Here is a 20,869-nt window from a genome sequence, read left to right on the forward strand (position 1 = left end):
CCTCCCAATGAAAGTGTGGTTCAGTCGTGGAACAACGCCGAGCGGCCTCCGTCGATTGTGATTGTCTCGGCGTTGATGAATGGGGCTTCGTCTGACGCCAGGAACACGGCTGTCATGGCGACCTCCTCTGGTCGGCCGATCCGGCGTGGCGGATGCAGATCCTCGGCGCGCTGTCGTTCGGCGGCGGGATCGGCGAAACCCGCCCAATAGTTTCGGGCGATTTCGGTATCGACATAGCCCGGGGCAATCGCGTTCACGCGCAGCCCCTCTGCGGCGTATTCGATCCCCAGCGACCGGGTCAGCCCAATCAGCCCGTGTTTGGCCACCGGATAGGGGAAGGTGTGGGGGATGATCTTGAAGCCGTGGGTGCTGGCGATGTTGATGATCGCCCCCGCGCGGCGGCTGCGCATGTCGGGCAGCACTGCCTCTGCCATGGCCCAGCAAGCTTCGAGATCCAGAGCCATGCACCGCGCCCATTCGGACCGCGGCATTTCGTGGGGGCGGTGAAACACGTTGGCCCCGGCGTTGTTCACAAGCACGTCGATCCGTCCGAAGCGATCCAGAGTCTCGCGGATCGTCCTGTCGACATCCGTCTGCACTGTCACGTCACAGCGGCAAAAGTACCCGCCGACCTCTGTGGCGACGGCTGTCCCTGTCGCCGCGTCCAGTTCGGCGACCACGACCTGTGCCCCTTCGGAGACGAAGGCCCGGGCGATTGCCGCGCCGATGCCCCGGCCAGCCCCGGTGACGATGGCGATCTTGTCCTGCAAGCGTCCCGTCATGACGCTCACCAATCCACGACGGTGCCGTCAGGCAACACCGCGTTGCGGGTATGAAGCACTTCCTGCTGAAAAGGGTGGCCGGCGACTTCCGCCTCGTCGACCTCCAGCCCCAAGCCCGGTTTCTCCGGCAGCTCCCAGCGCCCGGCGACTTTATCGATGGGCCATTTGACGACGCTGTCATACCAGGGCACCGCGCCAACCATTTCTTCCTGGATGATATGGTTGGGGGTCGACACCCCGAAGTGCAGTGCCGCGACCCCGGCGATGGGTCCCAGCGGATTATGCGGCGCCACCCCGACCCCTGCGGTTTCGCACATGGCCGCGATCTTCTTTGCCTCCCACAGACCGCCGACATGCACGATATCCGGCTGCGCGATGTGAAAGGCCCCAGCCCTGAGCGCCGCATCAAAATCTGCCCGACCAATGAGCCGTTCGCCCCCCGCGATGGTCACCGGCGATGACCGCGTAAGGTCGGCCATTGCAGCGGTATTTTCTGGCGGCACAGGTTCTTCGGCAAAGAGGATCCGGGCGGGTTCAAGAACCTTGAGGAATTCGCGTGCGAGAGAGGCGGAGCTGGGGCGGCCATGAAAATCGACCATTATGTCGACCTCCGGCCCAACTTCGGCGCGCAAGGTATCGACAGCCTCGCCCACACGGTCGATGGCGCGGTTCGGAGCGATATAGTGCACATAGGGGATCGAGACGACCTTGACCGCGTCATACCCGGCCTGAACAACGGCGCGGCCGCGCTCTGCCAGTTCCTGCGCGCCATCCGTTTCGTAAACTGAGGTCATGTTGCCCATGCCAAGATGCGTGTAAGTGCGCAGATGGTTGCGCACTTTACCCCCAAGCAATCGCCAGACCGGCGTGTCCAGAGATTTGCCGAGGATGTCCCAAAGCGCGATCTCGATCCCACTGATCGCGGACATCCCGATCACACCCATGCGCCAGAATCCATGGCGGGTCATGATCTGGTAGCACTGTTCAATATCGCGTGGGTCCTGCCCGATAAGCAGTGGCTCGATATCCGCAATGGCTCCGGTCACCGCACGTGTTTTCCATTCCAGCGTGGCTTCCCCCCAGCCGATCAGACCGGGCACGTCTGTTTCAACTCGGATAAACACCCAGTTGCGCATTTCGGCATTGCAGACGATCGCCGAGATCCTGGTTATCTGCACGATGATTCCTCAGTAATTGTAGTATAATTAAGTATCGATCATGAGACCTGTCAATACCAACCTCGGAGTGCGACACGGATTTGATGGCCTCACGGGCGGGCGTCTTGCGGTGGCGCGACACCCAATGGAACTCTGCGCGCGACGGCGGTTTCGGATGATTTCGTCGCCGAACTGTCCGGGGCCTATTCAGGCAGTGGGGTGAAATCCGTCCATATCGACCATCTTTCCGCGCAGTTTGTGTTCCCTGCGGACAAGCTCGAGGGGGGCTCACCAGCATCCTGTTTGGAGAGGTCCTCTCAGAACAGGAGCGTCATCCGTCAATAATTAACATAATCTATCTTACGAGACTTTGATCTGTGTAGCCGCAAAAGCTAGGCTATCACTCTGCCCCACAGACTGCCACGGAGTGCGCATTGAGGCGCGGAGGCTTTCGCACAGCGCTGTGATACCCAAATGTCCGCTTGGCCGTGCGATGCCAAACCTCCTAACAACTCCTGGGAATTTGAACGGAAGCTGTGGAAGCATCAGACGTGGTGTTTTGCGGCTGTGCAAAAAGATCAGGCTGACTACCAAAATAATTTTTGGAAATGTCGAAAACTGCAAACGTGAAGCGTCCTTGGGGTATCAAACTTCAAACTCGAAGGAGCAAGAATGGTTTTTGCTATTACCCCCCTCTACGCACTGCCGGTGGCCGTGATTTATCTTGTCTTATGGTTTCGCGTTTCGGCAGCACGTGGCAGCACTGGCGTGTCCTTTGGCGATGGCGGCAATCCGATGCTGTTGCAGCGCATCCGGCAGCACAGCAATTGCGCGGAATGGTCGGCTTTTGTGCTGATCATGATGATCCTGGCCGAAGGCATGGGAACGCCCGCAGTCTGGCTGCACATCTCAGGCGCGCTGCTGCTGGTTGGCCGCATCGTGCATCCCTTTGGACTGACGCCGGACACGGTAAGTCATCCGCTGCGCTATGTCGGCAACGGCACCAACATCCTTGCCGCTCTCACTGCGTTGTTATGTATCTGTCATCAAATCCTCGGCCAATAGGCCAACACAGCTTTCTCAAAAAGGACTAACCCAATGGACTATATGCTACTTCTCTACGGTGATCCGATGAAAGAACCCGCATACGGGACGCCTGAATTTGACGAGATGATGTCGGGATATGCCACGCTGAGCGCGAGACTTAAGACCGATGGTGTCTTGAAAGGTGGCGAAGGCTTACAAGGCGTCGAAACGGCGACGTCGCTGCGCGTGCGTGCCGGTCGTGTGGAAACCATGGACGGTCCCTTTGCCGAAACCCGCGAGCATCTGGGCGGATACTATATAATTAACGTGCCTGATCTGGATACGGCGCTGACCTATGCGGCCATGGTGCCCGCAGCGCTCTATGGCACGGTCGAAGTGCGGCCTATGATGGACTACAATCCGGCAGGCGATTGATGACCAACACCGTCCCCGGTTCCACAAGCCGTACCATCGCGGTGTCAAAAGAGCTCGACCGCGTGATGCGGCTGGATCGGGGACGGTTGATAGCGGCGCTGGCGGCAGGCTTGCGCGACCTCAGTCTTGCCGAAGATGTCTTGCAAGAGGCTGCCGTTTCGGCGCTTAAGCATTGGGGGCGATCAGGTTTGCCCAGATCGCCGCAAGGCTGGCTGCTGCAGGTGGCGCGGCGCAAGGCCATCGACCGACTGCGCAGTGCGAAACGCAGTAAGCTTCAAACTGAAGCGCTGGCGATTTTGACTGAGGGTGGGACCGCCCCTGATGCTGACGTTATTCCCGATCACCGGTTGCGCTTGATCTTCGCCTGCTGTCACCCTGCATTGGAGCCCAAATCGCGTGTCGCATTGACCCTTCGCACCGTTTGCGGTCTGACCACAGTCGAAATCGGCTGCGCCTTTTTGGACAATGACACGACGATGGGCCAACGATTGAGCCGAGCCAAAGCAAAGATCTCGGCGGCAGGTATCCCTTTTGCCGTACCGGACCCCGAAATTTGGCCAGCCCGCCTAGATGCTGTGTTGACGACCGTCTATTTGATTTTCACCACCGGATACATCGCAGGACCCAATGAGCCGCGCGATTTGTGTCTTGAAGCCGAATATCTAATGCGATTGATCGATCAGCTACACCCCGATGACGCCGAGATCGAGGGGGCGATGGCCATGATGCTGTTGACGGCAGCGCGTCGAGCGGCGCGTATCGGCGACGATGGTGCAAGCCTGCCGCCGACGGAACAAGATCGCACTCTTTGGGATAGCGCGCGGATCACTGAAGGCCGCGCTCTACTGGCGCGCGCAGCAAAGAGGCGCAACGTAGGGCCTTTTCAGATCAAGGCCGCAATCGCCGATTGCCAAATGGTCGACCCCGCTCCTGACTGGCCGCAAATAGCGGCCCTTTATCGCGCGCTTTGGCAGTATGAACCGACCTCTGTCGTCGCTCTCAATTCGGCGGTTGCAATGGCGGAAGCAGGGCAGGCAGAGCATGCGCTTGATTGGGTCGAAAGCCTTGCCGATCAGCTATCAAATTTTCAACCATGGCACGCCACACGCGCAGCATTGCTCGCCAAGACGGGCCGATACACGCAATCTGCCGCCGCCTATCGACATGCCATAGCGACGGCCCCGGGGCAGGCGGAGGCACTTTTTTTGGAGCGTCGATTGGCCGCCCTGCCGCAGTAACCTGATTGTTGCAGCTCTCAAATCACAGTGGATGATCAGCGTCCAAACAGCCGCAGTCGCAACGCTGATGTTGAAAGCTGAGACCCATACGTTTGAGATACCCCCCTGTTTCATCCGCAAAGCGGACCTTCACGCGGATCGCAGAAATTCCCGCTCTCCGCCCCTCCGGCCTGTGGGTGTACCAACGCGGTCCGCACAAAACAGGCTTTCACGGAGCGTCTTTCCGCTGCCGTGGCGCTTCGCCCACCAAACCGCTAAAAGCGCCCGCCTCGACTGGAAAGGTTCATCGTTCCCGCTCTAGGGCGCCGGGTGTGACTCGGTCCTGCGACAGCAGATCTCGCGGCCAATTTTGACAGGGCAGTGAAAATAAGCAGCCAGCAAAGACCCTTCTCTATCAGGAGACTGCCATGACAGCGGTCGCACAAGATGCATCGAAACTCACAGATCGGTATCAAGGCGCATCCGAACCGTATTCGGGCGTTCGACGGGGCATTGCATGACCGTCTTGCAGCACTGGTCGGTGACGTTGACGTCGATCTCGATGCGCCGCTTACGCTTGAGGATGAATGACTGGCGATCCCGCGCCCACCCCAGCGTCACTCGTCGTGAATGGATGGTCGATTTATGGGCATCCACTCTTTCTGGACCAGTTCGAAGGGCTGACCCTGGAGGTCGAGGCACGTAAGGTGCGCGACCCCAAGACCTGGCGCAACAAAAATTGCACAAAACGGCTGGCCGGTCTCTTCAAGCTGGTGACCGAGGCCATACCGGCGGATCCGGGTGCCGCGACCTTCCGGCAAGGCGGCACACTCGGCGATCACCGCAAGCACTGGTTCCGGGCGAAATTCTTCCAACAGTATCAGTTGTTCTACCGGTTCAACAGCGGTGCAAAGGTCATCGTGATCGCATGGGCGTTGCCCGAGCAGAAACAGCCGGGACTTTGCGGCGCGCGGGCGGGGGCCATCCGGTGGTCCCCGCCTTTTGCGTGTCATCGCGCGCACGGTGGCAAAGGCTATTCAGATCGCATCCAGATCCGCGTCACGATCCAGAGCAGAAGGCCAATGCCGATCAGTGCCGTGGCAATCCCGTACTGAGCCGGATCGCGGCCTGTCCACGGCCCCACCAGGAAGGCGCAGGTCGCCGCACCGGCCACAGCCACCCAGACCGGCGTGCGAAAATGTATGTGCTCGACCTTGTCTTTCTTCAGGACAAGGGCCGCGATGTTGACCACGGCGAAAACCGCCAGAAGCAACAACGCCGTGGTGCCGCCAAGTTGTGGAACAGCTCCGACAAAGGTGATCAGACCTGCGGCCAGCGCAGTGGTGAACAGGATCGCGGTTACCGGCGTCTGCCGACGGCGGTTGACCTTTCCAAGCACGGAGGGCAGCACAGCTTCCTGGCTCATGCCGTAAACCAGCCGGCTTGCCATCAAGAGGTTGATCAAAGCAGAGTTGCCGACGGCGATCATCGTGATCAGCCCGAAGATCCACGAGGGAAATCCAGGCGCGCCTGCCTCCACGACCTTCAGCAGCGGGGTGTCACCCTCGGCGAGTTCTTCAACCGGAACGATGGAGATCGCGACGATCGAGACCAGCACATAAAGCACTGCGGCGATGCCCAGGCCGGCAAAGAGCATCTTGGGGAAGTTGCGGCTTGGATTTGTGGTTTCTTCGGCCATGTTCACGGAGTCTTCGAACCCGACCATGGCGAAGAATGCCAGCGTTGTCCCGGCAATGACGGGCCAGAATGTGCCGCCATCGCTGCTGTCAAAGGTGAAGGCCCGACCGATGTCGGCCTCGCCAGCGCCAAACAACAACAAGCCGATGCCGAGAATGATGATCAGGCCGGTCAGCTCGATGCAGGTGAAGACGGCGTTGACAAGAACGCTTTCCCCGACACCGCGCATGTTGATCAATGCAATTATCGCAACAAAACCGAGGCCGATCAGGGTAATGGCCCAACTCCCGAGCTCCAGTGCGAAACCAGTTGAGAGGTTCTCCGCAAAGGCCCGCGCCGCGGTCGAGGACGAGGTCAACCCCGAGGCCATCACCGCAAAAGCCACCAGGAAGGTCACGAAATGAAGACCAAAGGCCTTTTGCGTATAGAGTGCGGCCCCTGCTGCCTTGGGATATTTGGTGACCAGTTCGAGATAACTGCAGGCGGTCAGCGCTGCGACGACAAATGCGACTAGAAACGGCAGCCAGGCGTATCTCATTGGCCGAGACGATAGGTGTCTCAGCCCCTTCGGGCCAGTATTCCACCCGCCACCACCATTGCTCGCCGGTGACATGCACCACCAACCCATCGCCCGGCTGGCGCGGATCGGGTAGAAGCGACAGCCCCCATATGAGAAGCACAGTCAGGATGATTGAAGGCAGAACAATCCCGCCCCCGATCAGCAGTGGCCGGGCGAGATGAGCACCAAAGCGCCCTGGCGCAACGCGAGACACATAGAAAAACGCACCATTGAGCAGGAGCCAAAGCACACAGGCTCCGACAAGCATGACCAGGAACAGCTGCCCAATCGCGGCCGCATCCTCCCCGGCAATGTTCAGAGAGGATTGCGCACGGCCGCAGCCTGCAAGCGCCAGAAGGGGGAGAAAACGACTGCGCAAATCGGCTCCATGTTCGAAACAACGGGTTCCCCCTGCCGACACAGAAGGGCACATGTGTGAAAACGCCGCTGGTCCTAAAAGGTTCCACATTTTTTGCCCGTCGCAATCCGGCCCGCGGCTGGATGATGCTGATGAGCCGCTGGCCGTCCGCCGTGGCGCTTCCCCGCCCCCTCTTTCGGTTGCAACGGCGGCAATGCCTTGCCCGTCGATCCAGCGTGCCACCCGGAACGCCGTCAAAGCGGCCCTGGCGATGCCACGCGCCGAGAGCGGGATGAAAATAAGTCTCCAACCATATTTCGTTGAGTAGTCCTGCGTCTCAATCCGAAAAACGTCACGCCTGGACGCAATCAGGGATGCGGCGACAGGTTTCACAAAGGAAAATAGATGAAAGGATTCAGGTAGTTGTGCTGGAGAGGCAAAAAAATTTCGTCGCGATGAAACAGGAGACGGATTGATGCGTTGGCCTATCGACAGGCGCACGCCCTGTATCCGAGTAACTCTATACGAGGAGACACTTATGAAACATCTTTTCACAACCACCGCTCTCGCCACGATGATCGCACTGCCCGTGGCCGCACAGGACACGATGTCCACGGCAGAGACCAATGGCTATGAACAGATGCAACAAATGGAGATCAAGGTAAGCAACCTTCTGGATCACCAGATCTACATGCCACACTCTGACTCCGCAGGCGCAATGTCTGACAATGACACCGCGGACTACGGCACCAATCTGCCAACCGATACCGCGTCCAACACGGCCACCGACGGCGAAACCATCGAGCACCGCAGCCAAGATACCACTGTTGCCGGGCACATCGGTGCCGTCTCTGATGTTCAGGACGACTGGCAGATGGTCGGTGAGGTCGATGATGTCCTGCTGAGCCGCGACGGTGAGGTCCAGGGTCTGATCGTCGACGCCGGGGGTTTCTTGGGCATGGGAGAGACCGAAAAACAGATTTCGATAAACCAGATCCGCTTCGTTGAGGATTCTGACGATGAAGGCGAATTCGTCTTGGTTTACTCCGGTGACAAATCCACCTTCGGTCAGTCCGAGACCTTTGACGAAGCCCGCGCCCGGGACGAAGGTTGGCGCCGCGCAAGCGAAACCGAAGAGGCCCGGATGTGGGAAGAAGAGCGCACCAGCCAGACCCGCGACGTCGAGCTGGCGCAGTTGACCACGGATGAGCTGCTCGGCGCAGCCGCCTATGGGTCCAACGAGGAGTGGGTCGGCGAAGTCAGCGACCTGTCCCTGAGCGAAGATGGCAAGATGGACGCCATCATTCTTGACGTCGGTGGCTTCCTCGGGATTGGCGAAAAAGCCGTGGCCATAAAGCCTAGCCAGGTCGAAATTGTCCGCGTTGGCGGCGATGACCTGCGGGCCTATGTGAACGCCACCGAGGAGCAACTGGAATCGATGAAAGCTTGGGACGAGAGTTAAGATCGTCGATCCAATGATCGGGAATACATCCCGCCAGGCGCAAGGGGTGCGGTGATCCGCACCCCTTTCTGCCCGTCACGACCGCACCCCAATCGATGGGACATCGCGCGTAGGCGATGGCCTGCCCGTTTCAGGGACAGCTTGCGCTATGAACCGCTCACACCCGGCGCACAGGAGCGGCGCGACTGCCTCTGTCGGGAACACGCCCCCTGTCTGAGTGGCTCCTTCAACAACCCAACCACGTCAGGAGGTCCGAGATGAACCACCCGAAACCGCCATTCCCCGAACAGCCTCAAAACCTGCCCGGCGATACGGATCAGATGGAGCCAAAGCCTGACCACGGCGAAGACAGCTACCAGGGATCCGGCAAGCTGACAGGTAAGGCTGCGCTGATTACCGGTGCCGACAGTGGCATCGGCCGTGCCGTCGCGCTGGCCTTTGCCCGCGAGGGCGCGGATGTGATGATTTCCTATCTGGACGAAGACGAGGAAGCCGCCGAGACCCGCCGTCTTGTCGAAGAGGCCGGGCGGCGCGCCTATGTGATGCCAGGCGACATTCAGGACGGCGATCATTGCCGGGCACTGGTGCGTGATACGCATGAAGCCTTTGGTCGGCTTGATATCCTTGTGAACAACGCCGCACATCAGATGCATTTCGAAACGCTGGAGGACATCTCGGATGAAGAGTGGGACATGACCTTCCGCACCAACATCCATGCCATGTTCTATCTCTGCAAGGCGGCTGTGCCGGTGATGCGCAAGGGCGGGGCGATCATCAATACCGCGTCGATCAACTCCGACAAGCCCAACCCCGGGCTGCTGGCCTATGCGGCGACCAAGGGGGCCATCCAGAATTACACCGCCGGTCTTGCTCAGATGTTGGCCCCGCGCGGCATCCGCGTGAACTGCGTGGCGCCGGGCCCGGTCTGGACACCGCTGATCCCATCGACACTGCCCGCCGATGCGGTGGCGCATTTCGGCGCGGACCGCCCTATTGGCCGCCCCGCACAGCCGGCCGAGCTTGCAACGGCATATGTGATGCTGGCTGACCCTCTGTCCAGCTACACGGCTGGCGCGACGATCGAGGTCACGGGCGGTCAGGCGATGATCTGATCCGGCTTTTGCGCAGTCGTGCCGCGAGGCCCGGAGGTCCCGCGAGGTATGACGCTCACCCACACAGGGCCACGAAGGTGGTCTGTCGATGTCTTTGAAGAAAGGGCAAGCCATCATGGCACCTGCAGTAGAAAAACTCTTCCGCCCGGGCCCACTGGGACCGGACGTTCCGCCGCCATCGGCACCGGATACGACCCCGCCCGAACCGCCGCTGGAAGCCCCGTCGCCCGATATTCCCCAGGAGGTTCCGCCGGCGCCGGATGAAACGCCTAAATCACCGCCTGCAGAGGCGCCTCCAAAGCGTTGAAGGCCGAATGCCCCCGCAACGTACAACCAACTATCTGATGCAAGTCCAGAACCCGAACCGGAGGATCTATCATGCCTGCCAAATCGAAAGCCCAACAAAAAGCCGCAGGTGCGGCGCTTTCTGCCAAGCGTGGCGACACCGACAAGGAGGACCTTCAGGGGGCGGCTCGCGAAATGTACGACTCCATGACCGAAGATCAGTTGGAGGATTTCGCCAGCGGTAACCGCAAGGGCAAGCCCGAGCACGTAAAGTAAACGCCACCTCAGGCCGATAGAAAACACCCCGGACCGTCGCTGCGGTCCGGGGTGTTTTCTATCGGGACCCTCAGGAACATCCGGTGAGGGAGGAACCGGTCCGGAGAAGAAGGTCCCGCCTGCCCTCCCCTGATTTCTGTTCGCTCTGTCACCCCGTCAGTTTCGCTTCGCGCTTCCAGTACCGCATATCCCGGCACAGCGCGGCAATGGTTGGCAGATCTCGCAGCCGGATGCCACTGGCGGAAGAGACAGCGTTCAAGAATGCCGCGCCGGAACTGCAGATATCCCGCACACATGACCTGCTGCCGGGCGCCGCCTGGTCTGGCGCTGCGCGTTCCATGGAACCTTTCAACGCGCGGGAGGTTTCCTGTCAAAGGAAGAAGGAGAGATGAAATGAGTGCTCCAGACACCAATCTGAACAAACAAAAGCGCCGTCATCGCGGTCCTCTGATCGGAATCGGTCTTGTTGCGATCTTCGGGGTCGGTCTGATCCTGTACTGGGTTGTGAATCTGGTTGATGATGCACCGGAACAGGAAGTCGAGAGCAACCGGCCGGTTCCCGCAGAGATCCAGGAGGGCGATATCGAGGTCCCGACAACCGCGCCGACGCAAACGGTCCAGCCCGGCGATCCGGAGGTCGACATCGAACAATAAGCCATTCGACCGTGCCCAATTCCAGGCGCTCGTCCGGCACCGCTCATGGCTCGCCTCCGAACGCCTTGCGCACCATCTGCGCCTCCCTTGCGGCGCAGATGGTGCGCGGCAGGCAGAAGGGCGGAGGTCAATCCGCCCTCGCAGCGCCTGCTTCAGGCGGAGCTATGCACACGCAGGTTGTTCTGGACATGGACCACGCCGGATACCCTGTCGACACAGTCTTCGGCGCGCCGCTTTGCCCTACGAGAATCCACCGTCCCGTCCAGCGTGACTTCGCGATCTTTCACCGAAACGGTCACCTCGCGGGCATCCACCAGCGCGTCATCAGTCAGCCGGTCATGGACGTCTTCCTCGATCCGGGCATCCGAGCGCACATAGTGCTTGGGGCCGCGTCCGCGGTGGTCTACCTCCCGCCGCGCCTCAGCCGCATCATCCCCGAACCAGGATGCCACCTCATCGCTCGCGCGATCCAGGAACCCGCGCTCTTCAATGTCATAGCGGTTGCGCCCGCCGTCATAAGGGTTGAGACGGTCGCGCCGCCGGTCGTCATAGGCACCGGAGCGGGGACCGTAGCCCGGGCCGGGATGTGCCGTGGGCAGGAACGGCCAGGCAAAACCTCCGGGCATGATGCCGCGTCCATAGCCAAACGGATCCATCCAGCGGCTGCCCTCTTCATGCCGGTCGCGATCACGATCATTGCCGCGAGTGCGACGCAACATGTCTTCGCGCGCCTCTTCTTCGGTCATGTTTTCATAGCGTCTGGCCATGTCATTTCCTCCTGAATTTGCCGACCAGTGATCGGCGGTTGCACTGTTTGAGAAACAGGCTGCTGCGGGGGATGTTCCCGATCACCTCCGGGTTCGCGCCGGTTGCGCGTTGTCTTGCCGATGCGCGTGTCGGCGCTTTCCGGCGGCGGTGCACAGTATTTCACGCGCCGCCGCCGCGCAGCAGCAGGACCGCACCAAAGGTCAACCCGATCAAGGCGTATCCCGCAGCGACGACGACCCCATCGCGCCCCAGAATGCCAAACGCCATGATGGCCACCGGAAGGCCGATCAGCGGCGTTGCAATCGGGATCGCGCCGAGAACGATCAGCGATCCTCCCGCCAGGATCAGGATCACGGCGATAACCGTCAGGGAAACCTGCCCGTCCGCCAGGGTTACCCATCTGGGATGCAGGCGCCGTTTGACCCACTCGGCGGCAGGTTGGATCCGGCGCATCGCGGAGCGAATGCGATTGCCGGGCACCTCGCGCCGTCCCAGAAATTCCGGCACCCAGACGCCCTCGCGACCACGCAGCATTTGCAGCCCGATCAGGGCCACCAGCGCTCCGAGTGCGCCGCCGATGCCCGGAATCATCCCGATTGGCAGGATCATGAAGACGGCGATGACCATCAGAAGCGGCGCATGTCCCTGGGCGCCGATTTCTCTGGCAAGCCGATCAAGCGTGATCTTGTCGTCATCAAAGGACATGTCATGAAGCCGCTGCACCAGAGTGACGACCGCAGATGGTCCGCTGTCCGCGCTGGCGCTTTGTTCCGTTCTGCCTTCGACGGTCATGACTTTCCTCCGCTGTGTGCCACCAACAGCAAACGTCCGGTCACATCAGATGTTCCAGTCAGACCCGCGAATTCGCCTCTGGCCAACCGCCACGCCCACAACCAACCCATGCTCCTGGCCCAAGCCCGAAAGATCGCCGTTCTGCTGGCAACGGACCTCAGCCAGTTGGGCCGATCCCACTCAAGACCTTCTGGGCATGCTCAAGTAATCCGTGCGACATATTTGAAGGACCGCCGCACCGCGACCAGCATGGGCGTGAAAGTTCGGAGGATCGTTTTCCCGACGGGCGGGCGATCGGGTTCTTTATGTCGGCCGCGCAGGTCAGTGATCACACCGGCGCTGCGGCCCTGCTGAGCAGCCTGCCAATGGCGGGATGGCTTCTGGGCGACAGGGGTTATGACGTCGGCTGGTTCAGAGACCCGTTGAAAGACAAGGGGATAAAGGTTTGCATCCCCGGTCGAGAGTCCCGCAAGAAATCCGTGAAATACCACAAGCGGCGCTACAAACGGCGCACCCGCATCGAGATCATGTTCGGGCGCTCGAAGGACTGGAGGCGTGTCGCCACTCGATACGACTGATGCCCGGAAACCTTCTTCTCCGCCATCCTGCTCGCTGCAATTGTCTTGTTCTGGCTGAGAAATTCACTGAGTCTGGAGCCTAGCTCTGGCCCGATATGCTGCACATACTATGCCGCTCATGGTCAGACCATCATTGATGGTCAGCTAAGTCCGATGTTTCTGGAACACTTGAACATAGCATTTCTCGTACCATGGTCGCATTGGAGAGCGCCGAAGTCTTGCATATACAACGCAGGTCCAACTATCGTTTCGTTTAGGATGCGCCTCGAATGCTTATCAGATTGGATGCCCTCCATGTTGCAAGACCTAGCGTGAGGAAACCAGAGTGAACGATAAAGCGGTGCGGCAAGCAACCATACAGGATCACGCTGCTTTTTTGGAAGGAACGCACAAGTTCCAGACGGATATCGAGATGCTTGCCGATAGTACTTTGATTGGCACAATCCTCGAAACAGTCATGCTAGCTACAAATATGCGGTTTGCTGCTGTCGCTCGGGTGACCGACGACCATTGGGTCGCGTGCCGAACCGTTGACGAGGTCAATTTCGGCGTGCAACCGGGCGACGAGATCGAAATCCAGTCGACGTTCTGTCAATCCGTACGAGACACCTCAAACAAGGTTATCTTCAACGACACCGCGACTGATGACGTCTATCGAGATCATCCTATTGCGGCCAAGTTTGGCATTGTGAGTTACGCCTCGATCCCGATTCTTCGGAGTGACGGGACGTTCTTTGGCACACTTTGCGCAATCGACCCAGAGCCCCGCAACGTAAAACAACCGCGTTCAGTAGCGATGCTGGAGATGTTTGCCGACATTATCGGTCAAAGCCTCGAGACAGAAGAGCTCCTGGAAGCACATGAGGAGATGATCGCACACGAGCGGAAGCTAAACCAGATCCAAGAGGAATTCGTCGCTGTTTTGGGGCACGATCTGCGAAATCCCATTGCTGCACTTGACGCTGGCTTTAGGCATCTGGGCACCGAACCCATGACGGAAAAAGCGCAGAAATTACTTCCGATGATGCGATCCTCGCTGCGCCGCATGAACGATTTGATAGAAAATATCATGCTTCACGCCAAGGCCCGCTTGGGCGGCGGCATTCGCATTTCTGCGCAGCACAATGCTCCGCTGACCGAGGCGATAACGCAGGTAGTCGAGGAATGCCGGGCGGCAAACCCCGAGCATGAGATCAAACTTGATCTGAATTTCGACCGACCGGTGAGCTGCGACGCACCGCGCGTCGCACAAGCGATTTCAAATCTTCTATCCAATGCCGTTCGATACAGCATGCCCGGCACGCCCATCGGCGTTCAGGGCCTTATCGATGAGAATGGCGTCGAAATTAATGTCGCCAACCAGGGCGCCGCCGTACCCGAGGAATTACGCCAAGATTTGTTCAAACCGTTCCAGCGCGGCGTCCACGCAGCGGGAGAAGGGCTTGGGCTTGGGCTCTATATCGTATCTTCCATCGCCACCGCGCATAACGGCCGGATAGAGGTCGTATGCGAACGCGATGTGACGACATTTAGCTTCAGGATAATGACGTGCTCCCCTGAAAAGTCGGCGATTTGAAGTTAGCCTGTTCTCCAAGCGAGGAGACAGACGAAGCGGAAAAGCCGTTTCCGCGAAGAGCAGATCAGTGGCATCCTGAAGGAGCACCAAGCCGGAATGGGGGCGAAGGAACTGTGTCGGAAGCACGGTATCAGCGATGGCACTTTCTACAAATGGCATTCGAAGTATGGCGGCATGGAAGTGTCCGAGGCCAAGAGGCTGAAGGCCCTGGAGGCCGAGAGCGACAAGCTCAAGAAAATGTTGGCCGAGCACATGCTTGATGTGGCAACGCGTTGGTCGTGATCTCGGTAATATCGCCCGAACACGTGGCTATCCCTGCATGGTGGTCCGCGACAACGTCCTATGTCGGGAAATTCTGGCTGCTTAGGTCAGCAGGTCGAGTGGCATCCGATGACCGGACACCTTTATAAGGTTGCCCAGACGGGCTCTGCCGTCAAGAAATGATCTCTTCCATAGCAAAAACAGGGTACGCGCGGTGGCGGCCCTCACCGTCCTTAGGCTCAGGACTCGTTCTTGTTTCATAGCCAGAACATGAGGGTTGCGGCGAGGGCGATGGCGGAGAGGAAGGCCTTCGGGCATCTGTCGTAGCGGGTGGCGACGCGTCGCCAGTCCTTGAGCCTGCCGAACATGATCTCGATCCGATTGCGGCGTTTGTATCGGCGTTTGTCGTGCTTGATTGGTTTTCCGCGAGACTTCCGGCCAGGAATGCAGGGCTTTATCCCCTTGTCTTTTAATACTTTCCCGAACCAATCAGCGTCATACCCACGGTCGGCCAGCAGCCAGTCCGCCTTTGGCAGGCTGCCCAGCAGGGCCGCTACACCGGTGTAATCGCTGACCTGACCTGCGGTCATGAAGAACCGGATCGGGCGGCCATCGGCATCGGCGACGGCATGAAGCTTGGTGTTCATGCCGCCCTTGGTTCGACCGATCAAACGGCCCCTTTGGTCGCCTGGCCCCCGTTCGTCGGGGAATTGATCCCCCAGATCACTTCCTGGCCCTCCTTACTTGACGCACAGGTTGGTCGCCGTGCGGTGGGCTTTGAGATAGGTCGCATCGATCATCACCATCTTCGGCACAGCGGCCTTGGAGGCCAGGCCAACCATCATCCGGGCGAAGACGCCCTTGTCGCTCCACCGCTTCCAACGGTTGTAGAGGGTCTTCGCAGGGCCATACTCCTTCGGTGCATCGCGCCACCTCAACCCATTGCGATTGATGAAGATAATACCGCTCACCCTCCGAAAATGCTGCACGATGGACGAAGGGCCGGTCTGGTGAAGCTGCGCTGCATCGATGGCCAGCTTGGCGAACGGCAGCTCTGGGCCGATTCTGTGGAAAAACACCCGTTCGCGAGCGCAGAATTCCGTCGCTTGAGTTGGGCGCGAGCGCCTTTCCTGTCAGGCTTTTCGCGGTTGCTGCGGTGCGGGAAGGATCTTCGCCAGTTTGCGGAGGTTCTGGGCGGTGGCGGCGAGGAGGAATTCGTCGTTTGCGCCGCATGGTCCACGTAATCGGAGCCGGTTGAGGCCAAGGATCCGCTTGAGATGGGCAAAGAGCATCTCGACCTTCTTTCTCAGCTTCATCGAAATCACGTATTGGTCGGTCTTCGCGATGTCCCGGGCAACCTGCCGGGCGTCCTCATGTTCCTCGCGGGTGATCTTGCGAGCATCGGCGTTCGGGCAGCACTTTGCCTTGGATGGACAGGCTTGGCAGACCTCTTTCAGCGCCCGATAGCGCGCTGTTCCCTTGCCTGTCGGCCCCCTGTTCGGGTCGGAATAGTTCCGGCGGAATTGCTTCAGCTCGTGTCCCTCGGGGCAGATGTAATGTATTGGTCGTTCTCAGCATCTCATTCAAAGTCGGCTCGGGTCCAGGTCCCGTCATTGCGCCCTGACTTGTCGAGGACAGGAATGTGGGGCGCGATCTTGCGGTCGACCAGCCAGCCCAGCATCGGCGCAGTGCCGTAGGCCGTATCTGCGATCAGGCGCTCGGGGTGAAGGTCGAACCGGGCCCTCACGCGCTTCAGCATGGTCTTGGTCGAGCCGACTTCTGCTTGCCGGATCGATCTGGTGGCCTCCACGTCCACGATGACGCCGTGGTCTGTGTCGATCAGGTAGTTGTCGGAATAGCTGAAGAATGCCGGTCCCTTACGGGCAGCAGTCCACTGGCTGGCCGCACCAAACGCGGCCTCATCGAGGGTGTCCAGATACTCGCGAACGGCCCGGGGCGCGTCGGCGGGATTGACCTGCGCCGGGTCCCACTCCTCCTTCGGCGTCGAGTTCTGTTTGTTTGCATCGGCCTCAATCAGACTGGCGTCGATGGCCATCCTTTGCCCGCTGACCAGGCCCTCTTCGATACAGCGGGCCACCGTGGTCTCGAACAGGTGGCGCAGCAGCTCGCTGTCGCGGAAACGCCCGTGCCGGTTCTTGGAAATGGTAGAATGATCAGGGACGCGGTCGCTGAGGTCAAGGCGGCAAAACCACCGATACGCCAGGTTCAAATGCACCTCCTCACAAAGCCGCCGCTCTGACCGGATGCCGAAGCAATACCCTACCAGCAGCATCCGGATCAGCAGCTCAGGATCGACCGAGGGGCGCCCGGTGTGGCTGTAGAAATCGGCAAGGTAGGTGCGGATCCCGGAGAGGTCGACGAACCGATCAATCGAGCGCAGCAGGTGGTACTGCGGGATGTGATCCTCGAGAGAGAACTCATAGAACAGCGCCGGTTGCGCCTCCTGCCGCGGTCCCATCATCGCCAATCCTCCCACCCTATGCAGGAATTGAATCAGCCGACGGCCCGTCGATCAAGCACGAGTTTTTCAACAAAAATAGGCCAACTGTGTTGGGGAACATACGCAACATCTCGGATGAGTGCTGACTAAATTTCTTGCTGAAATCCTCGAAATCCACTTAATCATCCATACTTGACAGACTAATAATGGCACAGTCAGCGCTCTGCGCATAGCAGCCATTCGACCTTTATGCAGCATCTGTCAAACTGGGCTCGAATTCGCCATTCGCCGTTCGCAGTGCCAAGGTCCGCAGGGCGGACCTCTCTGCCGTTCGATTTCAAATAGCGAAGGACGGCTTCTAGAGCTCCGCTCCGGCGGCAGCCCAGGCAACCATCTCGTCATCTGCGATTGTCAGCGACACTCGCCATTGGCCGTCTGTCTTGCGCAGAATGTAGACGTGTTCCCAATCGGCGACAGGCGCTCCATCCGAGCTAAGCATTGAGTATGCCATGCGTGCCTGAGCAACGCCCGGGAATAACTCCACTGCGGAAAGCAGTTCACCAGTGGGTTCAGCAACACCTTGGTTTCGGTAGAAGGTCAGCAGCGTCACGCAATGATTGCGAAACGCCTCGCGATCCATCGAGAAGTTCCCTGTGGGTGTGGGGAACAAGCCGACCTCGTCCCACAACTCACTTATTGCTAAAGCATCCTCTCGGCGAAAAGCGCTTAGGTAGGCAGAAAAAAACGCCGCAATCTCGCTCTCAAAGACCGAGCTTTCGTCAGTCGCTTTGTCAGTCATTCAAGCGACTTCCACGTCGGTTTCGCTGGCAACTGTCTGAAGCTGCATCTTCACAATATCGGTGAATGCGAGTGTCGGATTGGCCTCGGCTAGCATACCGATTTTCATCCAGAACTCAGCCTGAGCATTGATCGATCGGCACATGACAGCGCTCGCGCGCCTAACATCTTCGTGCAGGCCGTCGTCGATTTTCACCAGTCCCATTCATAGCCTCGCTTTCTATATACGAAACGTATATGCTTCATATATCGACATTGTCAATGTTGGTTAGATCGTACGACTGTAAGAGTTTCAGGATGCTCACCGAAAGCCGACCTTCGTAGCCAGTGCAGTATCGATGACTCGGGCTCCAAGCCGACGTCGGGCGAAAAGCAGCATTGGATGGTATGATGTCTCGTCAACGTCGAATCGTCGACCTGGTGCAGATCAAGGTGGTCGATGTCATGGCGTCAGGCGAAATCAAGGAGCGCGCGTCGGTGTTCCCGAGCAAGACCACGAAACCTGTGCGTTTCGAGATTTCTGAAGGCACCCGTGCATCTCTGACAAGATGGATGCGGGAGCCGCTGATGATCGGTTCAGAATACCTCTGGCCGGGGCGTTTTCACGAACGGCTTCATATCTCAACCCGTCAGAACGCGCGGATTGTCCGTGAGTGGGTGACATCCATTGGCCTGGAGCCGAGCGCCTATGGCACGCATTCGATGCGGCGAACGAAGGGGACTCAAATCTACAGGAAAACAGGCAACCTGCGGGCAGTCCAACTGTTGTTGGGCCATACCAAGATGGACAGCACCCCAAGCAGATCGAGGCGGTCCGCGCCACCGGCGCCGGTTCCGCGCAGGTTCTGGTCTATGGCGTGGTGCCGCAGGTCATGCCCGCGCTTTGGGGCATCTCGGTGTTCCGGTGGGATAGCAACATTCGGGAAAGCACCATCCTTGGCCTTGTCGGCGCGGGCGGTATCGGCCTGAAGTTGAACGCCTCGATGGCGGTTCTGGCGTGGGACCAGGTGACAGTGATCCTTCTGCTGATCCTCACGACCGTTGTGGTCAGTGAATGGATTTCGGCCGTGATCCGCCGTGCGATCATCTAACTGGAGTGATCTCAAGATACGCCGGGCACCCTTGGCATCGACCTTAGTCTGGCAGGCCGATGCCCGCACAGGCGCTTGCATCGCCGCCGCAGCAATCCTTTAGCAGAAAGCGCACAAGCCCGTTCACCGCATCAAACCGCGGGGCATACTGGATCTCGCGGTGGTGGCGTTCGGTGCTGACCAAACCGGCGCGTTTTAAGGTCGCCAGATGTCCCGACAGGGTCGAGGGCTTGATGTCCAGCAGGCGCCCGACCTCCATCGCCGGCGTACCCGTCGGGCCGCGCTGCACCAACAGCCGAAAGATCTCGAGCCGGGTGTCATGGGCAAGGGCGCCAAAGGCGTCGATGGCGGAAGGCTGATCCATATTTCGTAATTACGCGAAATGAAGCGTGTTGACAAGCCGACCTGTGCTGGCCTACCCATCTTTCAATTCGCAAATGTGCGAAATGACAATTTCATGACACCGGAGCCTCCCCATGTCCGACACTGCCGCCCCCACGCCGATGGGCCGCTTTGAACGCCTTCTGACCCTTTGGGTCGCGATCGCCATGGTGGCGGGGATCGCCATCGGCACTGTGGCGCCGGGTCTCGTCAACGCCATCGCCGCGGCCGAGGTGGCGTCGATCAATCTTGTCGTCGCCGTGCTGATCTGGGCGATGGTCTACCCGATGATGGTCAGCGTGGATTTTGGCGCCGTCGCCGGGGTCGCGCGCCAACCCAAGGGGTTGCTGGTCACCTTGGTCGTGAACTGGCTGATCAAGCCCTTCACCATGGCCTTCCTCGCCGTGCTCTTCTTTGACCACGTTTTCGCGCCCTGGATCGCGCCCGAGGATGCGGCGCAATACATCGCCGGGCTGATCCTGCTGGGGGCGGCGCCCTGTACCGCAATGGTGTTCGTCTGGAGCCAGCTGACCCGCGGCGATGCCACCTATACGCTTGTGCAGGTGTCGGTGAACGATCTGATCATGGTGGTGGCCTTCGCACCCATCGTCGCGCTGCTGCTCGGCGTGACCGAGATTGTGGTGCCATGGAGCACACTGGTTCTGGCCACGGTGCTTTATGTGGTTCTGCCGCTTGTTGCGGGCCTTTTGACCCGCCGCGCCCTTGGGTCAGAGGAGGCCATTGCCGGTTTCACCGCGCGCATTAAACCCCTGTCGATGATCGGGCTGATCGCAACGGTTGCCATCCTTTTCGGCCTGCAGGGCGAGACCATCCTGTCGCGCCCCGGTGTCATCGCGCTGATTGCGGTGCCGATCCTGATCCAGAGCTACGGGATTTTCGCCATTGCCTATGGCGCGGCCTTCCTGATGAAGGTGCCGCACCGAATTGCCGCGCCCTGCGCCATGATCGGCACGTCAAACTTCTTCGAACTCGCCGTGGCGGTGGCGATCAGCCTGTTTGGCCTGAACTCCGGCGCTGCGCTGGCCACGGTTGTGGGGGTGCTTGTCGAGGTGCCGGTGATGCTCTCGCTGGTCGCCTTTGCGAACCGGACCCGCGCGCGCTTTCCAGAAACCGGAGCCTGA

General features: G+C 59.6%; 19 protein-coding genes and 6 pseudogenes. 15 read left to right on the forward strand and 10 right to left on the reverse strand.

What is annotated here, in order from left to right; translation table 11 throughout:
- Nucleotides 1–20: 20 nt before the first annotated feature.
- Together TRIHO_RS02850 and dgoD are read right to left on the reverse strand one after the other, a co-directional pair.
- Nucleotides 21–782 (reverse strand): SDR family oxidoreductase, encoded by a 762-nt coding sequence (locus tag TRIHO_RS02850; protein ID WP_068240230.1) that lies wholly within the window; start codon nt 780–782, stop codon nt 21–23.
- A gap of 5 nt (nt 783–787) precedes the next feature.
- On the reverse strand, nt 788–1,960 hold the full coding sequence (dgoD, locus tag TRIHO_RS02855) for a galactonate dehydratase (protein WP_068240232.1): 1,173 nt from the start codon (nt 1,958–1,960) through the stop codon (nt 788–790).
- Between the two features lie 651 nt (nt 1,961–2,611).
- On the opposite strand from dgoD, the gene TRIHO_RS02860 reads away from it, so the two are divergent.
- The 5 genes from TRIHO_RS02860 to TRIHO_RS02880 all read left to right on the forward strand — a co-directional run bounded on the left by TRIHO_RS02860 (nt 2,612) and on the right by TRIHO_RS02880 (nt 5,732).
- Nucleotides 2,612–3,004 carry an MAPEG family protein gene (locus tag TRIHO_RS02860; protein WP_068240235.1) on the forward strand — a complete coding sequence of 131 codons (393 nt, stop codon included), beginning with the start codon at nt 2,612–2,614 and terminating at the stop codon, nt 3,002–3,004.
- A 33-nt stretch (nt 3,005–3,037) separates the two neighbouring features.
- Nucleotides 3,038–3,400, forward strand: coding sequence for a YciI family protein (locus TRIHO_RS02865; protein WP_068240237.1), 363 nt, complete (start codon nt 3,038–3,040; stop codon nt 3,398–3,400).
- 110 nt (nt 3,401–3,510) lie between these two features.
- Nucleotides 3,511–4,638 (forward strand): RNA polymerase sigma factor, encoded by a 1,128-nt coding sequence (locus tag TRIHO_RS02870; protein ID WP_232367694.1) that lies wholly within the window; start codon nt 3,511–3,513, stop codon nt 4,636–4,638.
- A 426-nt stretch (nt 4,639–5,064) separates the two neighbouring features.
- Nucleotides 5,065–5,208 carry an AbrB/MazE/SpoVT family DNA-binding domain-containing protein gene (locus tag TRIHO_RS23790; protein WP_165595873.1) on the forward strand — a complete coding sequence of 48 codons (144 nt, stop codon included), beginning with the start codon at nt 5,065–5,067 and terminating at the stop codon, nt 5,206–5,208.
- Nucleotides 5,205–5,732: a type II toxin-antitoxin system YhaV family toxin gene (locus TRIHO_RS02880; RefSeq protein ID WP_068240240.1), complete on the forward strand. Its 528-nt coding sequence runs from the start codon at nt 5,205–5,207 to the stop codon at nt 5,730–5,732. The genes TRIHO_RS23790 and TRIHO_RS02880 overlap by 4 nt, the downstream gene beginning before the upstream one ends.
- Here TRIHO_RS02880 and TRIHO_RS02885 read toward each other — a convergent pair.
- Nucleotides 5,651–6,853, reverse strand: a complete 1,203-nt coding sequence (locus tag TRIHO_RS02885; RefSeq protein WP_232367695.1) for an APC family permease — start codon at nt 6,851–6,853, stop codon at nt 5,651–5,653. The two genes, TRIHO_RS02880 and TRIHO_RS02885, sit on opposite strands and share 82 nt — an antisense overlap.
- Before the next feature lie 917 nt (nt 6,854–7,770).
- Between TRIHO_RS02885 and TRIHO_RS02890 the strand changes: the two genes are divergently transcribed.
- From TRIHO_RS02890 to TRIHO_RS02910, 4 genes are all read left to right on the forward strand, one after another.
- Nucleotides 7,771–8,694 (forward strand): PRC-barrel domain-containing protein, encoded by a 924-nt coding sequence (locus TRIHO_RS02890; RefSeq protein WP_068240242.1) that lies wholly within the window; start codon nt 7,771–7,773, stop codon nt 8,692–8,694.
- A 257-nt stretch (nt 8,695–8,951) separates the two neighbouring features.
- Nucleotides 8,952–9,806 (forward strand): glucose 1-dehydrogenase, encoded by an 855-nt coding sequence (locus TRIHO_RS02895; RefSeq protein ID WP_068240244.1) that lies wholly within the window; start codon nt 8,952–8,954, stop codon nt 9,804–9,806.
- A 378-nt stretch (nt 9,807–10,184) separates the two neighbouring features.
- Nucleotides 10,185–10,367: a DUF3008 family protein gene (locus tag TRIHO_RS02900; protein ID WP_068240246.1), complete on the forward strand. Its 183-nt coding sequence runs from the start codon at nt 10,185–10,187 to the stop codon at nt 10,365–10,367.
- Nucleotides 10,368–10,760: 393 nt separating this feature from the next.
- Nucleotides 10,761–11,021: a hypothetical protein gene (locus TRIHO_RS02910; RefSeq protein WP_068240250.1), complete on the forward strand. Its 261-nt coding sequence runs from the start codon at nt 10,761–10,763 to the stop codon at nt 11,019–11,021.
- A 152-nt stretch (nt 11,022–11,173) separates the two neighbouring features.
- Here the strand turns inward: TRIHO_RS02910 and TRIHO_RS02915 are convergent, their stop codons facing one another.
- Together TRIHO_RS02915 and TRIHO_RS02920 are read right to left on the reverse strand one after the other, a co-directional pair.
- Nucleotides 11,174–11,788 (reverse strand): BON domain-containing protein, encoded by a 615-nt coding sequence (locus TRIHO_RS02915; RefSeq protein ID WP_068240252.1) that lies wholly within the window; start codon nt 11,786–11,788, stop codon nt 11,174–11,176.
- A 160-nt stretch (nt 11,789–11,948) separates the two neighbouring features.
- Nucleotides 11,949–12,581, reverse strand: a complete 633-nt coding sequence (locus tag TRIHO_RS02920) for an exopolysaccharide biosynthesis protein (RefSeq protein WP_068240254.1) — start codon at nt 12,579–12,581, stop codon at nt 11,949–11,951.
- A 284-nt stretch (nt 12,582–12,865) separates the two neighbouring features.
- Here TRIHO_RS02920 and TRIHO_RS02925 point away from each other — a divergent pair.
- The 3 genes and pseudogenes from TRIHO_RS02925 to TRIHO_RS02935 all read left to right on the forward strand — a co-directional run.
- Nucleotides 12,866–13,159: pseudogene (locus TRIHO_RS02925) on the forward strand (transposase); the annotation flags it as partial.
- A gap of 325 nt (nt 13,160–13,484) precedes the next feature.
- On the forward strand, nt 13,485–14,735 hold the full coding sequence (locus tag TRIHO_RS02930) for a GAF domain-containing sensor histidine kinase (RefSeq protein WP_068240258.1): 1,251 nt from the start codon (nt 13,485–13,487) through the stop codon (nt 14,733–14,735).
- A 36-nt stretch (nt 14,736–14,771) separates the two neighbouring features.
- Nucleotides 14,772–15,002 (forward strand): annotated as a pseudogene (locus tag TRIHO_RS02935) (transposase); the annotation flags it as partial.
- A gap of 251 nt (nt 15,003–15,253) precedes the next feature.
- Here TRIHO_RS02935 and TRIHO_RS23075 read toward each other — a convergent pair.
- The 4 genes and pseudogenes from TRIHO_RS23075 to TRIHO_RS02960 form a co-directional block, all read right to left on the reverse strand.
- Nucleotides 15,254–16,033 (reverse strand): annotated as a pseudogene (locus TRIHO_RS23075) (IS5 family transposase).
- Between the two features lie 96 nt (nt 16,034–16,129).
- Nucleotides 16,130–17,478 (reverse strand): annotated as a pseudogene (locus TRIHO_RS02950) (transposase).
- A gap of 337 nt (nt 17,479–17,815) precedes the next feature.
- On the reverse strand, nt 17,816–18,256 hold the full coding sequence (locus TRIHO_RS02955; RefSeq protein WP_068240261.1) for a nuclear transport factor 2 family protein: 441 nt from the start codon (nt 18,254–18,256) through the stop codon (nt 17,816–17,818).
- A complete protein-coding gene (locus TRIHO_RS02960) occupies nt 18,257–18,460 on the reverse strand; it encodes a ParD-like family protein (protein WP_068240263.1) in 204 nt (67 codons plus the stop codon).
- 173 nt (nt 18,461–18,633) lie between these two features.
- On the opposite strand from TRIHO_RS02960, the pseudogene TRIHO_RS23080 reads away from it, so the two are divergent.
- Both TRIHO_RS23080 and TRIHO_RS02965 read left to right on the forward strand, forming a co-directional pair.
- Nucleotides 18,634–19,050: pseudogene (locus TRIHO_RS23080) on the forward strand (tyrosine-type recombinase/integrase); the annotation flags it as partial.
- Nucleotides 19,051–19,055: 5 nt separating this feature from the next.
- Nucleotides 19,056–19,346 (forward strand): annotated as a pseudogene (locus tag TRIHO_RS02965) (PhnE/PtxC family ABC transporter permease); the annotation flags it as partial.
- A 43-nt stretch (nt 19,347–19,389) separates the two neighbouring features.
- Here TRIHO_RS02965 and TRIHO_RS02970 read toward each other — a convergent pair.
- Nucleotides 19,390–19,710, reverse strand: a complete 321-nt coding sequence (locus TRIHO_RS02970) for an ArsR/SmtB family transcription factor (protein WP_068240265.1) — start codon at nt 19,708–19,710, stop codon at nt 19,390–19,392.
- 112 nt (nt 19,711–19,822) lie between these two features.
- Between TRIHO_RS02970 and arsB the strand changes: the two genes are divergently transcribed.
- On the forward strand, nt 19,823–20,869 hold the full coding sequence (gene arsB / locus TRIHO_RS02975; RefSeq protein WP_068240267.1) for an ACR3 family arsenite efflux transporter: 1,047 nt from the start codon (nt 19,823–19,825) through the stop codon (nt 20,867–20,869).

Origin of the sequence: Tritonibacter horizontis, from assembly GCF_001518015.1 — a bacterium.
Classification (GTDB): Bacteria; Pseudomonadota; Alphaproteobacteria; order Rhodobacterales; family Rhodobacteraceae; genus Epibacterium; species Epibacterium horizontis.

What these genes read in the sequence shown, in the direction of transcription:
- TRIHO_RS02850 (WP_068240230.1), bottom strand. Translation starts at nt 782, where the DNA reads ATGACGGGACGCTTGCAGGACAAGATCGCCATCGTCACCGGGGCTGGC.
- TRIHO_RS02860 (WP_068240235.1), top strand. Translation starts at nt 2,612, where the DNA reads ATGGTTTTTGCTATTACCCCCCTCTACGCACTGCCGGTGGCCGTGATT.
- TRIHO_RS02865 (WP_068240237.1), top strand. Translation starts at nt 3,038, where the DNA reads ATGGACTATATGCTACTTCTCTACGGTGATCCGATGAAAGAACCCGCA.
- TRIHO_RS23790 (WP_165595873.1), top strand. Translation starts at nt 5,065, where the DNA reads ATGCATCGAAACTCACAGATCGGTATCAAGGCGCATCCGAACCGTATT.
- TRIHO_RS02880 (WP_068240240.1), top strand. Translation starts at nt 5,205, where the DNA reads ATGACTGGCGATCCCGCGCCCACCCCAGCGTCACTCGTCGTGAATGGA.
- TRIHO_RS02885 (WP_232367695.1), bottom strand. Translation starts at nt 6,853, where the DNA reads ATGAGATACGCCTGGCTGCCGTTTCTAGTCGCATTTGTCGTCGCAGCG.
- TRIHO_RS02890 (WP_068240242.1), top strand. Translation starts at nt 7,771, where the DNA reads ATGAAACATCTTTTCACAACCACCGCTCTCGCCACGATGATCGCACTG.
- TRIHO_RS02895 (WP_068240244.1), top strand. Translation starts at nt 8,952, where the DNA reads ATGAACCACCCGAAACCGCCATTCCCCGAACAGCCTCAAAACCTGCCC.
- TRIHO_RS02900 (WP_068240246.1), top strand. Translation starts at nt 10,185, where the DNA reads ATGCCTGCCAAATCGAAAGCCCAACAAAAAGCCGCAGGTGCGGCGCTT.
- TRIHO_RS02910 (WP_068240250.1), top strand. Translation starts at nt 10,761, where the DNA reads ATGAGTGCTCCAGACACCAATCTGAACAAACAAAAGCGCCGTCATCGC.
- TRIHO_RS02915 (WP_068240252.1), bottom strand. Translation starts at nt 11,788, where the DNA reads ATGGCCAGACGCTATGAAAACATGACCGAAGAAGAGGCGCGCGAAGAC.
- TRIHO_RS02920 (WP_068240254.1), bottom strand. Translation starts at nt 12,581, where the DNA reads ATGACCGTCGAAGGCAGAACGGAACAAAGCGCCAGCGCGGACAGCGGA.
- TRIHO_RS02955 (WP_068240261.1), bottom strand. Translation starts at nt 18,256, where the DNA reads ATGACTGACAAAGCGACTGACGAAAGCTCGGTCTTTGAGAGCGAGATT.
- TRIHO_RS02960 (WP_068240263.1), bottom strand. Translation starts at nt 18,460, where the DNA reads ATGGGACTGGTGAAAATCGACGACGGCCTGCACGAAGATGTTAGGCGC.
- TRIHO_RS02970 (WP_068240265.1), bottom strand. Translation starts at nt 19,710, where the DNA reads ATGGATCAGCCTTCCGCCATCGACGCCTTTGGCGCCCTTGCCCATGAC.
- arsB (WP_068240267.1), top strand. Translation starts at nt 19,823, where the DNA reads ATGTCCGACACTGCCGCCCCCACGCCGATGGGCCGCTTTGAACGCCTT.